Annotated in this window: 16 protein-coding genes and 1 tRNA gene; 12 read left to right on the top strand and 5 right to left on the bottom strand. The window is 71.5% G+C overall.

Annotated features, from left to right (window positions below):
* Positions 1–38: 38 nt before the first annotated feature.
* Complete coding sequence (gene secA / locus JSX79_RS11065; RefSeq protein WP_229086243.1) at positions 39–2819, top strand: preprotein translocase subunit SecA; 2781 nt, start codon at positions 39–41, stop codon at positions 2817–2819.
* A gap of 78 nt (positions 2820–2897) precedes the next feature.
* On the opposite strand, the gene JSX79_RS11060 is transcribed toward secA, so the two are convergent.
* Positions 2898–3197 (bottom strand): Rv3235 family protein, encoded by a 300-nt coding sequence (locus tag JSX79_RS11060; RefSeq protein ID WP_267484339.1) that lies wholly within the window; start codon positions 3195–3197, stop codon positions 2898–2900.
* Between the two features lie 230 nt (positions 3198–3427).
* On the opposite strand from JSX79_RS11060, the gene JSX79_RS11055 reads away from it, so the two are divergent.
* On the top strand, positions 3428–4936 hold the full coding sequence (locus JSX79_RS11055) for a sensor histidine kinase (protein ID WP_070418508.1): 1509 nt from the start codon (positions 3428–3430) through the stop codon (positions 4934–4936).
* 1183 nt (positions 4937–6119) lie between these two features.
* Here JSX79_RS11055 and JSX79_RS11050 read toward each other — a convergent pair.
* Positions 6120–6368 carry a WhiB family transcriptional regulator gene (locus JSX79_RS11050; protein WP_022904217.1) on the bottom strand — a complete coding sequence of 83 codons (249 nt, stop codon included), beginning with the start codon at positions 6366–6368 and terminating at the stop codon, positions 6120–6122.
* 260 nt (positions 6369–6628) lie between these two features.
* Here JSX79_RS11050 and JSX79_RS11045 point away from each other — a divergent pair, with 260 nt between their 5' ends.
* Positions 6629–7051 (top strand): hypothetical protein, encoded by a 423-nt coding sequence (locus JSX79_RS11045; protein WP_071294920.1) that lies wholly within the window; start codon positions 6629–6631, stop codon positions 7049–7051.
* A 73-nt stretch (positions 7052–7124) separates the two neighbouring features.
* Here JSX79_RS11045 and bcp read toward each other — a convergent pair whose 3' ends face one another.
* Entirely contained in the window at positions 7125–7595 is a 471-nt protein-coding gene (gene bcp, locus JSX79_RS11040) for a thioredoxin-dependent thiol peroxidase (RefSeq protein WP_071294921.1), read from the bottom strand.
* 93 nt (positions 7596–7688) lie between these two features.
* Here bcp and JSX79_RS11035 point away from each other — a divergent pair.
* Positions 7689–7764 (top strand) — tRNA-Lys (locus tag JSX79_RS11035).
* Between the two features lie 105 nt (positions 7765–7869).
* On the opposite strand, the gene JSX79_RS11030 is transcribed toward JSX79_RS11035, so the two are convergent.
* Positions 7870–8565 (bottom strand): YigZ family protein, encoded by a 696-nt coding sequence (locus JSX79_RS11030; protein ID WP_374475311.1) that lies wholly within the window; start codon positions 8563–8565, stop codon positions 7870–7872.
* Between the two features lie 39 nt (positions 8566–8604).
* Here JSX79_RS11030 and JSX79_RS11025 point away from each other — a divergent pair, with 39 nt between their 5' ends.
* From JSX79_RS11025 to JSX79_RS10990, 8 genes are all read left to right on the top strand, one after another.
* A complete protein-coding gene (locus tag JSX79_RS11025) occupies positions 8605–9045 on the top strand; it encodes a hypothetical protein (protein ID WP_070419521.1) in 441 nt (146 codons plus the stop codon).
* Positions 9042–9509 carry an ImmA/IrrE family metallo-endopeptidase gene (locus tag JSX79_RS11020; protein WP_022905932.1) on the top strand — a complete coding sequence of 156 codons (468 nt, stop codon included), beginning with the start codon at positions 9042–9044 and terminating at the stop codon, positions 9507–9509. Before JSX79_RS11025 ends, JSX79_RS11020 begins: the two co-directional genes overlap by 4 nt.
* On the top strand, positions 9506–10432 hold the full coding sequence (locus JSX79_RS11015; RefSeq protein ID WP_229086239.1) for a hypothetical protein: 927 nt from the start codon (positions 9506–9508) through the stop codon (positions 10430–10432). Before JSX79_RS11020 ends, JSX79_RS11015 begins: the two co-directional genes overlap by 4 nt.
* A 178-nt stretch (positions 10433–10610) precedes the next feature.
* Positions 10611–10823, top strand: a complete 213-nt coding sequence (locus JSX79_RS11010; protein ID WP_070418512.1) for an SCO4848 family membrane protein — start codon at positions 10611–10613, stop codon at positions 10821–10823.
* A 169-nt stretch (positions 10824–10992) separates the two neighbouring features.
* Positions 10993–11670 (top strand): response regulator transcription factor, encoded by a 678-nt coding sequence (locus JSX79_RS11005; protein ID WP_229086237.1) that lies wholly within the window; start codon positions 10993–10995, stop codon positions 11668–11670.
* A complete protein-coding gene (locus JSX79_RS11000; RefSeq protein ID WP_229086236.1) occupies positions 11663–13006 on the top strand; it encodes a cell wall metabolism sensor histidine kinase WalK in 1344 nt (447 codons plus the stop codon). The genes JSX79_RS11005 and JSX79_RS11000 overlap by 8 nt, the downstream gene beginning before the upstream one ends.
* Before the next feature lie 48 nt (positions 13007–13054).
* Positions 13055–13681 (top strand): PepSY domain-containing protein, encoded by a 627-nt coding sequence (locus JSX79_RS10995; RefSeq protein WP_229086234.1) that lies wholly within the window; start codon positions 13055–13057, stop codon positions 13679–13681.
* Positions 13682–13783: 102 nt separating this feature from the next.
* A complete protein-coding gene (locus JSX79_RS10990) occupies positions 13784–14620 on the top strand; it encodes a VOC family protein (protein WP_229086233.1) in 837 nt (278 codons plus the stop codon).
* On the opposite strand, the gene JSX79_RS10985 is transcribed toward JSX79_RS10990, so the two are convergent.
* Positions 14592–15131 (bottom strand): TetR/AcrR family transcriptional regulator, encoded by a 540-nt coding sequence (locus JSX79_RS10985; protein WP_229086231.1) that lies wholly within the window; start codon positions 15129–15131, stop codon positions 14592–14594. The two genes, JSX79_RS10990 and JSX79_RS10985, sit on opposite strands and share 29 nt — an antisense overlap.
* Between the last annotated feature and the right edge of the window lie 53 nt (positions 15132–15184).

Genomic DNA, 15184 nt, shown 5'->3' with positions numbered 1-15184 from the left:
CGCGCAGGTCGCGCGTGACGATCTCGTAAGGAGCTCACGTGGCAAACGTGCTGGAGAAGGTCCTCCGCATCGGCGAAGGACGCACCCTCCGACGGCTGAAGGCGTACGCCTCGGCCATCAACGACCTCGAGGACGACTTCGCGAGCCTCACCGACGAGGAACTCCAGGACGAGACCAAGGAGCTCCGCGAGCGCTACGCGAACGGCGAGACCCTCGACGACCTGCTGCCCGAGGCGTTCGCCGCCGTGCGAGAAGCCGCGAAGCGCACCCTCGGCATGCGGCACTTCGACGTGCAGCTCATGGGCGGTGCCGCGCTGCACCTCGGCAACATCGCCGAGATGAAGACCGGTGAAGGCAAGACCCTCGTCGCCACGACGGCCGCGTACCTCAACGCCATCCCTTCGCGAGGTGTGCACGTCATCACCGTCAACGACTTCCTCGCGTCGTACCAGTCCGAGCTCATGGGCCGCGTGTTCCGTGCGCTCGGCATGACGACCGGCTGCATCATCGCGAACCAGTCCCCGGCCGAGCGTCGCGAGCAGTACGCCGCCGACATCACCTACGGCACGAACAACGAGTTCGGCTTCGACTACCTCCGCGACAACATGGCGTGGCAGGCATCCGACATGGTGCAGCGCGGCCACTTCTTCGCCATCGTGGACGAGGTCGACTCGATCCTCATCGACGAGGCCCGCACGCCGCTCATCATCTCCGGTCCGTCCTCGGGCGAGGCCAACCGCTGGTTCACCGAGTTCGCGTCCATCGCGACCCGCCTCACCCCGGGCGAGGACTACGAGGTCGACGAGAAGAAGCGCACCGTCGGCGTGCTCGAGCCCGGCATCGAGAAGGTCGAGGACTACCTCGGCATCGACAACCTGTACGAGTCGGCGAACACCCCGCTCATCTCGTTCCTGAACAACTCGATCAAGGCCGTCGCCCTCTTCAAGCGTGACAAGGACTACGTCGTGATGAACGGCGAGGTGCTCATCGTCGACGAGCACACCGGCCGCATCCTGATGGGCCGCCGCTACAACGAGGGCATCCACCAGGCGATCGAGGCGAAGGAGAAGGTCGAGGTCAAGGCCGAGAACCAGACCCTCGCCACGGTCACGCTGCAGAACTACTTCCGCCTCTACCAGAAGCTGTCCGGCATGACGGGTACGGCCGAGACCGAAGCTGCCGAGTTCATGTCGACGTACAAGCTCGGCGTGGTCCCCATCCCGACGAACAAGCCGATGCAGCGCATCGACCAGACCGACCTCGTCTACAAGAACGAGAAGGCGAAGTTCGAGCAGGTCGCCGAGGACATCGCCGAGCGCCACGAGAAGGGCCAGCCGGTCCTCGTCGGCACCACGAGCGTCGAGAAGTCCGAGTACCTGTCGAAGCTCCTCGCGAAGAAGGGCGTCAAGCACGAGGTCCTCAACGCGAAGAACCACGCGCGTGAGGCCGCGATCGTCGCCCAGGCCGGTCGACTCGGCGCCGTGACGGTCGCGACCAACATGGCCGGTCGTGGTACCGACATCATGCTCGGCGGCAACTCGGAGTTCCTCGCCGTGCAGGAGATGCACGCCAAGGGTCTGTCCCCGACGGAGACCCCGGAAGAGTACGAGGCCGCGTGGGACGACGTGTTCGACCGCGTCAAGGCCGAGATCAAGGACGAGGCCGACAGGGTGCGCGAGGTCGGCGGCCTCTACGTCCTCGGCACCGAGCGCCACGAGTCCCGTCGCATCGACAACCAGCTGCGCGGTCGTTCCGGCCGCCAGGGCGACCCCGGCGAGAGCCGCTTCTACCTGTCGCTCACCGACGACCTCATGCGCCTGTTCAACTCCGGTGCCGCCGAGAGCCTGATGGGCCGCTCGAACGTCCCGGACGACCTCGCGATCGAGAACAAGCTCGTCGGCCGTGCGATCCGGTCGGCCCAGGCGCAGGTCGAGGGCCGCAACGCCGAGATCCGCAAGAACGTCCTGAAGTACGACGACGTCCTCAACCGCCAGCGCGAAGCGATCTACAGCGACCGCCGCCACATCCTCGAGGGCGACGACATCCACGACCGTGCGCAGTCGTTCCTCAAGAGCGTCGTCGACGACGTGATCGACTCCCACACCGCCGAGGGCAACGCGGACGACTGGGACCTCGACGCCATGTGGACCGAGCTCGGGACCCTGTACCCGATCTCGATCTCCATCGACGAGGTCATCACCGAGGCCGGCTCGAAGGGCAAGGCTTCGCGCGAGTTCCTCGGCCGCGAGATCCTCTCCGACGCCAAGCTCGCCTACCAGCAGCGCGAGGAACTCCTCGGCGACGAGGCCATGCGTGAGCTCGAGCGCCGCGTCGTCCTCTCCGTGATCGACCGCCGCTGGCGCGACCACCTCTACGAGATGGACTACCTCAAGGACGGCATCGGCCTCCGGGCGATGGCACAGCGCGACCCGCTGGTCGAGTACCAGCGCGAGGGCTACGCGCTCTTCCAGAGCATGATGGGCCAGATCCGCGAAGAGTCGGTCGGCTACCTCTTCAACCTCGAGGTGCAGGTCCAGTCCGACGGCGAGAACGCCGTGATCGAGGCCAAGGGCCTCGGCGAGGACGAGGTCTCCGGTCTCGAGTACTCCGCTCCGTCGATCGACGGCGAGGTCGAGGTCCGCGACGAGCGCGGTCGCCTCGAGCAGGCCGCGACCGCGCGGGCGCAGAAGGCGCAGGCCGAGGCCGAGGCGGCTGCCGGGCCGGAGCAGGGCTCCGCGTTCGGCAACGCCGCGACCGCGTCCGGCCAGGCTGCCGCGGGCAACCGTGCCGAGCGTCGTCAGGCCGCCAAGAAGGGCTGACGCGACCACGTCCGGACAGGAGGCGCGGTGCCGGCTGGCACCGCGCCTCCTGTCCGTCTCCCCGTCACGTCACGGGCGTCACAGGACGCCGACGGCCGTCGCGCGCCAGCGTCCCTGCCGTTCCTCCAGGCGCATCGCGACCGCACGGGCGTGACTGCGCGTGTGCACGACGACCGTCGCCTCGGCGACCCCGTCGGCCGGGCGGCACACGATCACACTGCCGACCCGGAGCAGCGCCCGTCCGCGCGACCGGCTGCCGAGCTGCCGGGCCCGCGCCGCCACCGCCGCCCGCTGTTGCAGGTGCCGGTGCACCTCGTCGGTGATCCACCGGGCGATGCTGTCGACCTCGCGTGACCCGTCAGGATCTCGGCGACGCAGAGGCCGAGCGCGCGAGCGGTGTCCTCGACGTCGGTCGGTGGCGGTACCGCGCTGAGTCGCGGGACGTCCCCCATCGGCTCTGCGTCATCGATCCGGCGTGCTTCCTCGGCCACCCCTGCCCCTTTCGTCGGGGCTGAGCGTAGAGCGAGTACAACATGAGAAATATGACTGTCATCGAGCCTGTGGAGAGAGCGGAGTTGTCCACAGTGGTGCGCACCTAGACTGGGCGGGTGTCGACCCTCAGTGACCTCGTCCTCGCACAAGGCCGTTCCTCCGAAGCCGACGTGGAGTGGCTCCACCTGCTCGTCGGGGACTGGCAGTTGCTCGCCGACCTGTCCTTCGCGGACATGGTCCTCTGGGTCCCGACCGCCGAGGACGGCTCGTTCGTGGCGGTGGCGCACGCTCGCCCGAGTTCCGCGGCGACGCTCTTCTACCGCGACATCGTCGGGCAGGAGATCCGCGAGGAGTGGCGCGAACAGGTCACCGAGAGCTTCGTCGGCGCGAAGGTCGTCGACTCCGCCGAGCCGGACTGGTACGAGGACACCCCGACGCGCGTCCGGGCGATCCCGGTGCTCCGGCGGCTGAGCGCGAACAGCGCCGAGACGACCGAGCGCCCGATCGCGGTCGTGACGCGGCACTCGAACCAGGACGAGATGCGCACCCCGAGCCGCCAGGAGCTCAACTTCACCGCGAGCGCGAACGACCTGTTCGGCATGATCGCCACGGGTGACTTCCCCGACATCGGTGCGCCGGCCGGACCCCGACGCGGTGCACCGCGCGCCAGCGACGGCCTGCTCCGCCTCGACACGAACGGGATCGTCACGTTCGCCAGCCCGAACGGCCTCAGCGCCTTCAACCGGATGGGCTTCGAGGGCGAGCTCGAGCGGAAGTCCCTCGCCGAGGTCACGACCGAGCTCATCGGTGCGCAGCTCGACGTCGACGAGTCGCTGCCCCTGGTCGTCACCGGCCGTGCCCCGTGGCGCGCCGACGTCGAGTCGAAGGGCGTCACGGTCTCGCTGCGGTCGATCCCGCTCCGCGACCACGGCGAGCGGATCGGTGCGATCGTCCTCTGCCGCGACGTCACCGAACTGCGGCACCAGGAGCGCGAGCTCATCACCAAGGACGCGACGATCCGCGAGATCCACCACCGCGTGAAGAACAACCTGCAGACCGTGGCGTCGCTCCTGCGCATCCAGGCGCGCCGCACCCACTCGGACGAGGCCCGGACGTCGCTGCAGAACGCGATGCGCCGCGTGGCCGCGATCGCCGTCGTGCATGACACCCTGTCGACCGGCCTCAGCCAGAACGTCGACTTCGACGAGGTCTTCGACTCCGTGCTGAAGCTCGTGACCGAGGTCGCGGCGTCGCACAACACGACCGTCCGCCCGAAGAAGACCGGTGAGTTCGGGGTGTTGCCCTCCGAGGCCGCGACCCCGCTCGCGCTCGGGCTCACCGAGCTCGTCACGAACGCCGTCGAGCACGGGCTGGACGGCCGCGACGGCGAGGTCGAGATCGTGGCGGAGCGCTTCGACGACCACCTCGACATCCAGGTCCGCGACAACGGGCGGGGCCTGCCCGAGGGCAAGGTCGGGTCGGGCCTCGGGACGCAGATCGTCCGGACGCTGATCCAGGGCGAGCTCGGCGGCACCATCGACTGGCACACCCTGACCGGCAGCGGCACCGAGGTGACCATCACGATCCCGTTCCGCTGGCTGACGGCGACGCCGGGCGCCGCGTAGCGCGCTCCGCGCCCGCGCCGCGGGCTGCGCGTCGCCTGGAGGCGCGGCGTACGCCCGCCAGGGCCGCGTCGAACCACGTTCCCGACGTCGAACCACCGTCCGACCCTGGTTCGACGTCGGTTCCGTGGTTCGTCGCGCGGCGCGCGCAGGCGCTCACGCCGCGGCGCGCGGCCGCACAACGGAAGTGCGTCCCAACCGCGCGATGCCGCGGCGTCGCCTGCCTTCCATTGTGCGGAAGCACGCGCAGCCGCCTGGAGGCGCGGCGTGCGCCCGCCAGTGCCGTATCGAACCACGTTCCCGACGTCGAACCACCGTCCGGCCCTGGTTCGACGTCGGTTCCGTGGTTCGCCGCGCGGCGCGCGCAGGCGCGCACGCCGCGGCGCGCGGCCGCACAACGGAAGTGCGTCCGAACCGCGCGATGCCGCGGCGTCGCCTGCTTTCCGTTGTGCGGAAGCACGCGCAGCCGCCTGGAGGCGCGGCGTGCGCCCGCCAGTGCCGTATCGAACCACGTTCCCGACGTCGAACCACCGTCCGGCCCTGGTTCGACGTCGGTTCCGTGGTTCGTCGCGCGGCGCGTCGGGCGGCCGCACAACGGAATTGCGTCCGAACCGCGCGATGCCGCGGCGTCGCCTGCTTTCCGTTGTGCGCAGGCACGTGCAACCGCCTGGAGGCGCGGCGTGCGCCCGCCAGGGCCGCATCGAACCACGTTCCCGACGTCGAACCACCGTCCGGCCCTGGTTCGACGTCGGTTCCGTGGTTCGCCGCGCGGCAGCGCAACGAAAGTGCGTCCGAACCGCGCGATGGCGCGGCGTCGCGTGCTTTCCGTGGTGCGGAGGCACGTGCAGCGGCCTGGAGGCGCCGCGTGCGCCCGCCAGGGCTGCGTCGAGCCACGTTCCCGACGTCGAACCGCCGTCCAGCCCTGGTTCGACGTCGGTTCCGTGCTTCGCCGCGCGGCGCGTCGGGCGGCCGCACAACGGAAGTGCGTCCGAACCGCGCGATGGCGCGGCGTCGCGTGCTTTCCGTTGTGCGCAGGCATACGCAACCGCCTGAAGGCGCGCGGCGCGGCGCGGCGCAGCCGCCCCCGCGCGCGGCGCGGCGCGGCGCGGCGCAGCCGCCCCGCGCACGACGACGCCCGCCGGCCCCGAAGGGGCCGACGGGCGTCAGGCGCGCAGCAGGCGCCGGGTCAGGAAGCGCGGCGAGCGCGGGCGGCGCGACGCTTCAGCGCGCGGCGCTCGTCCTCGCTCAGGCCACCCCAGACACCGGAGTCCTGGTTGTTCTCGAGGGCGTACTGCAGGCACATCTCGGTGACCGTGCAGCGAGCGCAGACCGACTTGGCCTTCTCGATCTGATCGACGGCCGGTCCGGTGTTCCCGACGGGGAAGAAGAGCTCGGGGTCCGCGGTGAGGCAGGCTGCCTGGTCACGCCAGTCCATGTGTGGTGCTCCTTGAAATCGATGCTCGAACGGCAGGCCGGGGCCGTGGTTCGGGGATCGGAACGCTGAGCATGCGCGAGGCACGAGGGGACACCCGTGGGGGAGGAGTCCGCTGGAAGCGAGTCTGACGCCCGCAGAACGCTCGGGGGAGGAGCGTCGAACCACGGGAGACGCACACCACATCGTGCCGTCCAAACGACCTCGAATATCGTTCCATACTGGTAGGGCCAAATCAAGGGTTCCGACGCTGGAGGAATGCTGTGCCCGACACCACCCCGACCGAGCCCGACCACGTCGAGCGGCGGTCGCCTGCCCTCCTGGCGCTCCTCGTCGTCGTCGGACTCGAGTTCGCCGCCCTCGTCGTCGTGACGATCGTCCTCATCGTCGAACTCATCGTCGCGCCGGCCACGAGCATCGCGTCGGGGATCGCGCTGACGGTCCTCGCGGCCATCGCGGCGCTCTGGCTCGGCTCCCTGTTCATCGGCCTCCGCAACCGTCGTCCGTGGGTGCGGTCCGGGATCATCGTCTGGCAGGTACTGCAGGGTGCGCTCGCGATCGGGGCGTTCCAGGGCGTCTTCCGCGTGCCCGCCGTCGGCTGGTTCCTGCTCATCCCCGCGCTGTTGGGCATCACGCTGGTGCTGTCGCGACCGGTGACGGACGCGCTCGCCCGACCGGTCGAGTAGACGGTCCCGATCCACGGACTGGAGGCGCGGTGCCAGCTGGCACCGCGCCTCCAGTCCGTCGATCAGTCGGGTCTCAGACCAGGCCGAGCTTCTTCCGCAGGCTCGCCACGTGCCCCGTCGCCTTGACGTTGTAGAGCGGCAGCTGCACGGTGCCGTCCTCGTCGACCACGATCGTGGAGCGGATCGTGCCGGTGACGATCTTCCCGTAGTTGTTCTTCTCGCCCCAGGCACCGTACGCCTTGTGCACGGCGAGGTCCGGGTCGCTCAGCAGCGGGAAGGTCAGGGCCTGCTCGTGCTGGAAGGTCTTGAGCGCCGGCAGGTCGTCCTTCGAGACCCCGAGCACCTCGTACCCGGCGGCCTGCAGCGAGGACATGTTGTCGCGGAAGTCGCACGCCTCGGTGGTGCACCCCGGCGTCGACGCTGCCGGGTAGAAGTACACGATGACCTTCTTCCCACGCAGGGCCGAGAGGGAGTGCTCGGTGCCGTCCTGGTCCGGCAGGGTGAAGTCGGGGGCGGTGTCGCCGGCGGCGAGACGGTCGGTCATGGGGCTCCTGTTCGTGGTCCGTGCCCTGAGTGGTCAAGAGCACGCGAAACCCATGCTATTGTTGTTTCCCGTTGCAGCACGGAAGCGCAACATGCACCTCTAGCTCAATTGGCAGAGCAACTGACTCTTAATCAGTGGGTTCTCGGTTCAAGTCCGAGGGGGTGCACCAGCAAGGCCCCGACTCATCGAGTCGGGGCCTTCGTCGTTCCCGGCATGCGGTGCCGCACGGGGAGACACGCCCGGAGTGCGATTCGGCCGCGACTCCGCGTGCGGATCACTCGGCGGGGACGTCGACCACGCGCTCCTCGCCGACCACCGGGTCGAGCGCTCCCGCCGAGGTCGCGGCGAGGTCGGCACGCAGCGGTTCGATGCCGTCGCCCGGCACCCAGAGCTCGAACGTCGCGGCGGCGCCGTACGCGGGGTCGCCGAGCGTGGCTCCGTGGTGCCGGACCCAGTCGCGCAGCACGTTGTCGATCCGGCCGGCGTCGGCGTGCGGGACGTCCACCGTCACCCGGGTCAGTGCACGCCGGTGCACGAGCGTCGCGCGGTCGAGTGCCTCGGACACCGAGGTCGAGTAGGCACGGACGAGGCCGCCGGCGCCGAGCTTCACGCCCCCGAAGTACCGCGTGACGACCGCGACGACGTCGGTCAGCCCGCGGCGTCGGAGCACCTCGAGCATCGGGACGCCGGCGGTCCCGGAGGGTTCACCATCGTCGCTCGACCGCGCCTGGTCCCCGAGCACGCCGGTGACCATCGCGGTGCAGTTGTGCCGGGCGTCCCACCGCCGGCGGCGGACCTCGGCGATCACCCGGTCCGCGTCCGCGACCCCGGACACCGGCGCCACGGTCGTGATGAAGCGCGACTTCGTGATGACGATCTCGTGCTCGACCGAGGCGGCGACCGTGGACGGGTACGGCGTGCTCACACCGTCGAGGCTAGCGAGGTCCTCGTCGGCGGCTCGCGCTACCATGTCCTGCACGACGTGCGGCTGGGGAGGAGTCCGATCGACATGGCGACAGCAGATCCGAGGGGTGGCGTGCTCGACGCCGCGGAACTCGCGCGCCGGCTGAACCTCCTCCTCGACTTCGAGGAAGCGCAGCGCGGCGCCCCCGTCCCGTTCGCGGCGATCGAGGAGTACGTGGCGGCCCAGGGTGGCTCGCTGTCCCGGGCGAAGTGGACGTACATGCTCTCCGGCGACGGCCGTCGCAACCGTGACACCGGGCTGCTCCGCCTGCTCGCGGGCTTCTTCGAGGTCGACGAGCGCTTCCTGCTCGAGGACAGCGACGTCCCCGAGCGCATCGGCGCCCAGCTCGCCCTCGTCCGCTCCCTCCGATCGGCACGTGTCAGCGGCTTCGCCGCCCGGACCTTCCCCGGTGAGCTCTCGCCCGAGGCGCTCCGTCGCATCGCCGAGGTGCTCGAGGAGGAGTCCGCCCGGGGGAGCGTCGCATGAGCGCACCGACCGACCTCGTCGAGGCGTTCTGGGCGCGTGGTGCGGCCGAGGGGTGGTCCGACGTCGACCAGGCCGTCGCCGCCGCGGCCGAGGTGGTCGGCAAGCCGATCGTCGTCCGTGAAGAGGCGTTCCTCGCCGCCGAGCCCGTGTGCGGCTTCGTGGCGACGCTCGAGCGGCAGCACCTCGTGATGATCTCCCCGACGGCCTCGCGGACGTTCCGGTCGTTCGTCATCGGCCACGAACTCGGCCACATCCTGCACCGCCACCAGGACCACGCCCCGCAGGCGGCCTACATCCGCGACGTCATCCCGGACCTGCCGGAGTACAAGGTCGAGCGGGCACTCGCCCGCGGGCTGTTCTCGAACGAGTACGAGCACGAGGCCGAGGTCTTCGCCGACCGGCTCGCCGGGCTCATCCGCGGCCACCGCGACCGTCCGAGCGCGTTCCGCGGGGTGTTCGGGTGATCGTCTCCCTCGTCCAGGCGCTGCTCCTGATCGCGGGCACGGTCACGCTGTTCGTCCTGCAGCGCGGGCAGGACCGCACGCTCGCGGTCACCTTCCTGTTGTTCGCCGCGACGATCGTCACGAACGTCGACCCGCTGTACCGGTGGCTCGATCCGCTGTTCGGCGGGTTCAACGTGGTCACGGTCGTCAGCGACTGCCTGATGGTCGCGGGGACGAGCACCCTGCTCTGGGGTGTGTCGAAGGCCGTCGGTGCCGCGCGGCCGTGGCTCCGGAACGCGATCGTCGTGACGTGCGCGGTCGTCGTCGTGGTGGTCATCGTGGCGTTCACCGTGCTCGACAAGCCCGCGACGACGACGACCTTCATGCTCGACGCCGGATCGCACCCGGCAGCGACGGTCTACTCGATCGCGCAGACGGTCTACCTCGGGGTGGCGCTCGGCGCGACCGGACTCATCTGCGTCCTGCACCTGCGCGAGGCCCGCACCACCACCGACCTCGTCGGCCTGTGGGTCCTCGTGCTCGGTGGGGTCCTCGGTGTCGTGCGGATGGTCGTCGTCGTGGCGATGGACCTCGCGCACGTCCTGGGCGACCTCGGCCTCACCCGGGCCCTCGCGCTGCCCTACGACGTCACGACCCCGGGTGCGGTGATCTGCGTGTCGTCCGGGATGCTCCTGCTCGTCATCGGCCACCAGGTCTCGCGCCGTCGGCGCTCCCGTCGGGTGGAGACGGCCCTGCGCGCCCTCACGCCGTTGCACGCGCGGATCGGCACCGACAACGCCTACCCCGACTCCGGCGACCCGGCGACGCGGCTCAGTCGGCTCATCGTCGAGATCAACGACGGCGCCCGTCGCGCCCGGCAGTCGCTGAGCGAGTCGGAGCAGCGGGCCCTGGCCGACGCCGAAGCGGCCCTCGACGCGGCGTAGCGCCAGTCGTTACCAGAACGGGACATCGATCCCACTGGATGGGTCGACGTCGTCCGGGCCGCCGTGTAGGGTCTGTAGCAGGTGCTACACGCGATGTGGCAGCACGGGGTGGGACTCGGCCGCGTTGGGGGCGGCCGAGCACCACCGGCCCCGTGCCCGCGGTGTCTAGGATCGTCGGGTGACCGTCTTCGCAGCCCTCGTCCTGTTCATCGGTGCCGTCTTCAACGTCGTCACCTGGCCCCGCTTCTTCCAGCGGGTCGCGAAGGACTCCCGGGCGCGTGACGCCGCCGGCAAGCCGACGACGTTCTACACGGTGCACCTCGTGCTGCTGCTCATCGCGCTGGCGATCGCCGTCGCGGCCGTCGTCGCGGGCATCCTGCTGCTCGTCTGAGCGCGTCCGTCGCCGAGGGAGCAGGATCGGCGCTGGTACCGTCGCCGCCGGAGGCCGGGCCAGAACCCGAATCCGTCCCGGGACCCGGCGACGACGGGGCTGTGGACGCGACCCGGTGCCGGCCAGGATGCTTCAGGCCTGCTTCAGCGGCGCACGGCAGGATCGGGGCATGCGTGTCCTGGTGGTCGACGACGAGGTTCGGCTCGCCGACGGCGTCCGTCGCGGGCTGGAAGCCGAGGGGTGGGCGGTCGACGTCGCCCACGACGGCGTCGACGGACTGTGGCACGCCCGCGAGTTCGTGTACGACGCGATCGTGCTCGACCTGATGATGCCCGGGCTCAGCGGCTGGGCCGTGTGCGCGCAGCTCCGTGCCGACGGCGACTGGACGCCCGTCCTCATGCTGACGGCGAAGGACGGCGAGTGGGACCAGGTCGAGGCGCTCGACGCCGGGGCCGACGACTACGTGACGAAGCCGTTCTCGCACCCCGTCCTCGTGGCGAGGCTGCGTGCCCTGGTCCGCCGTGGTGCGCGCGAGCGCCCGGCGGTCCTGACGCTCGGTGACCTCGTCGTCGACCCGGCCGCCCGGACGGTGTCCCGGGCGTCGACGCCCGTCGAGCTGACGAGTCGGGAGTTCGCCGTCCTCGAGTTCTTGGCGCGCCGCGCCGGCGAGGTCTGCTCGAAGCGCGACGTCATCGAGAACGTGTGGGACGTCGACTTCGACGGCGACCCGAACATCGTCGAGGTGTACGTCGGACACCTGCGTCGCAAGGTCGACCGGCCGTTCGGTCGCACCGCGATCGAGACGGTGCGCGGCGCCGGCTACCGGTTGGCGGCGGACGGTGGCTGACGGCGGCCGCCGGCGCTTCCGGTCCGTCCGGGCGCGAACCACCCTCGGGGCGGTCGTCGTCGTGCTCGCGGCGCTGCTCGTCGGCGCGGCGGCGTTCGTCGTCGTGCTCCGCCTCGTCCTCCTCGACGGGGTGCGGACCACGGCGGAGTCGGGGCTCGAGCAGGCCTCGGCTCGTGTCGAGGCCGACGGCGCCGCGGTCGTGAGCGGCTACGAGGACGTCCTCGTGCAGGTCGTGGGGGACGACGGGTCCGTCCTCGCCCACGGGGACGACGCCGATCCACCGGCGCTCCCGACGGCCGACGAGTCCCGCTGGACCCATGACGGCGAGCGGTGGCTGCTCGTCGCCGACGACGTCGACCTGCCCGGCGGCGGGGACGCGACGCTCGTCTACGGGGTCTCCCTCGACCAGACCGACGCCGCCGTCGGTGCCGCGGTCGCGCTGCTGGCCGTGGGCGTCCCGGTGCTCGTGCTCGTGATGGGGGCCGTCACCTGGGTGGTCACCGGCCGGTCGCTCCGCCCGGTCGAACGCATGCGCACCGAGGTCGAGACGATCCGCGCGGCACGACCGGACGCCCGGGTCGCCGTCCCGGACACCGGCGACGAGATCGCCCGGCTCGCCACGACCATGAACACCATGCTCGACCGGCTCGACCGTTCCGCCGCGGGGCAGCGGCGGTTCGTCTCCGACGCCTCCCACGAGCTGCGGTCGCCGATCGCGACCATCCGCCAGCACGCCGAGGTCGCCGCGGCGCACCCCGACCGCGCCGACGTCGTCGAGCTGTCCGAGGTGGTGCGCTCGGAGGCGCTCCGGCTGCAGGACCTCGTGACGGGCCTCCTCGAGCTCTCGCGGCTCGACGAGGGCGACGTGGGCGTCCGGCGTCCGGTGGACCTCGACGACCTGGCGCTCGACGCCGTGGCCCGGGCGCGCGGACGGCTCGGCGGGAACGCCGACGGGTCGATCCGGGTCGAGGGGTCCGGGATCGGGCCTGCCCGTGTCCTCGGGGACGAACGGCTCCTCGCCGCCGTGGTCCGCAACCTCGTCGACAACGCCGTCCGGCACGCCGAGGGTCGGGTCGTCGTCGCGCTCGCCGAGCAGGACGGACGCGCCGTCCTGACGGTGGACGACGACGGCGCGGGCATCGCCCCGGCAGACCGTGATCGCGTGTTCGAACGCCTCGTCCGGCTCGACGAGGCGCGCAGCCGGGACGCGGGCGGCGCGGGGCTCGGCCTCGCGATCGTCCAGGACGCCGTCCGGGCACACGGCGGGGACGTCGTCGTGACGGACTCGCCGCTCGGTGGCGCCCGGTTCGCGGTCCGCATCGCACTCGGCGGCTGACCAGGGGGCTTCAGCCGTGCTTCAGCACCCGCCCGGCACCCTGGTCGCATGAACGCACTCCGCACCACCACAGCCCGCTCCACCCGTCGTGTCGCCGGCATCGCCGCCCTGCCGCTCGTGGCGTCCCTCGCCCTCGTCGGGTGCTCCACCGCGCAGTCCGACGGGGCCTCGTCCACGACGTCGTCATCGTCCTCGTCCGGATCGGCGTCCGGCGGCGCGACCGCTGCGTCCGCCACGTCGAACGACGCCCTGCGTGCCGCCGTCGCCACCGCCCGCGACGCCGTGGGGTCGGGAACCGTGGTCTCGGTCGAGCAGGAGCAGAACGGCACCGCCTACGAAGTGCTGGTCGTCACCGACGACGGCACCGAGCACGAGGTGCACACGAACGAGGCCGGCACGGCGGTGTCCGGATCGCCGCGCACCGAGACCTCGGACGCCGACGACCGGGCCGAGAACGAGCGCTTCACGGCCGCGGCCGACCTGACCGTGGACGACGCGGTCGGCCGGTTCGAGGACCTGCACGCCGGCACGATCACCGAGCTCGGGCTCGACGACCACCTCGGGAAGGTCGTCTGGGAGGGCGACGTGCGCGACGCCTCGGGCACGAAGCACAGCGTCCGCCTCGACGCGGGCACCGGCAAGGTCGTGACGGACGAGGTCGACACCGACGACTGAGGCGCGGGCGCCGGCGCGAGCGCGAGCGCGGGCGCGAGGGCGTCGGTGGTCCGCGGTAGACCTGGGACATCCGGCCACGCGCCGGCTCACCCGGGAGCGCCGATGACCGACCAGACCCCGCGCACGTACCCCCAGGGCGTCCCCAGCTGGATCGACGCCCGACAGCCGGACCCGGACGCAGCCCAGGCCTTCTACGGCAGGCTGTTCGGCTGGGACTTCGAGGAGCGACTCCCGCCGGGGACGCCGGGGTCCTACCGCATCGTGTCGATCGACGGGCACGAGGTCGGTGCCGTCGCGTCGAGTGACGAGCCGGCCACGTGGCTCACGTACATCGCGGTCGACGACGCCGACGCCGTGGCCCGTCGCGTCACGGAGCTCGGCGGCGCCGCTGGTCCCGCCGAGGACGCCGGACCCGGGGGAGCGGCCGGCCGCAGTGTCGACTGCGTCGATCCCCGTGGTGCCGCGTTCGGGCTCTGGCAGGCGCGCGCCCGACTCGGCGCGCAGCACATCAACGCCCCCGGTGGGTGGGTGTTCAGCGACCTCCGCTCGACCGATCCGGAGCAGGCGATCGGGTTCTACGAGCAGCTCTTCGGCTGGCAGGTCTCCGGCATCGAGGAAGGCCCGAGCGCGATGGTCCGCCTGCCCGGGTACGGCGACCACCTCGCGGCGACCTCGGACCCGGACATCCGCGAACGCCAGGTCGGCGCGCCCGAGGGGTTCGCCGACGTCATCGGCGCGCTCGCCCGGCTCGACGCCGGTGCCGACGACTGGCACGTGTCGTTCAGCGTGGCGGACCGCGACGGTGCCGCGGCGCTCGCCGAACAGCTCGGTGGCCGAGTGCTGGGCTCGTGGGACGGCTTCTGGACCCGGGCTGCGGAGCTGCAGGACCCGCAGGGTGCGACGTTCCGCGTCACGCAGTTCGCGCCGCAGGACGGCTGAGTCCCGCCACGAGGATGTCGAGCAGCCGGCCCGTCTGCGCGGCGTCGACCGCGTCGCGGGTGGAGAGCAGGATGCCCACCAGTGCGGCCGTGACGTCGTCGGCGAGCAGTTCGGCACGGAGCGAGCCGTCGGCGGCCCCGGCGTCCAGGAACCGCTGCACCGCCGCGTTCACCCGCTCTCGGGTCCCCGCGGCCTCGGCTGTCCCGCGCAACGCCCCCGCCCGCACGGTCTCGGCGAGCCCCCGCTTCGTGACGACGAACTCGGCGTACCGGCCGGCGAAGGCCCGGAAGGCGTCCGCGGCGCTCCCGGAGCCGGTACCGGGGGTGAGGAGCTCGTCGACGGTCGCGAGCGTCGCATCGAGCTCGGCGCGGTAGACCGCGGCGATGAGGTCCTCGCGCGTCGGGAAGTTCCGGTACAGCGTCCCGATCCCGACGCCCGCGGCCCGTGCCACGGCCTCGAGCGACGTGTCCTCGCCCTGCGCGGTGAAGGTCGCACGCGCGGCGTCCACCACCCGCTGGCGGTTACGCGCGGCGTCCGCGCGAGGTCGCCGAGTGCTCGTGACGG

Source organism: Curtobacterium sp. GD1 (assembly GCF_020882855.1).
Lineage (GTDB): Bacteria > Actinomycetota > Actinomycetes > Actinomycetales > Microbacteriaceae > Curtobacterium.
This window is presented reverse-complemented; position numbering and strand designations above follow the sequence as displayed.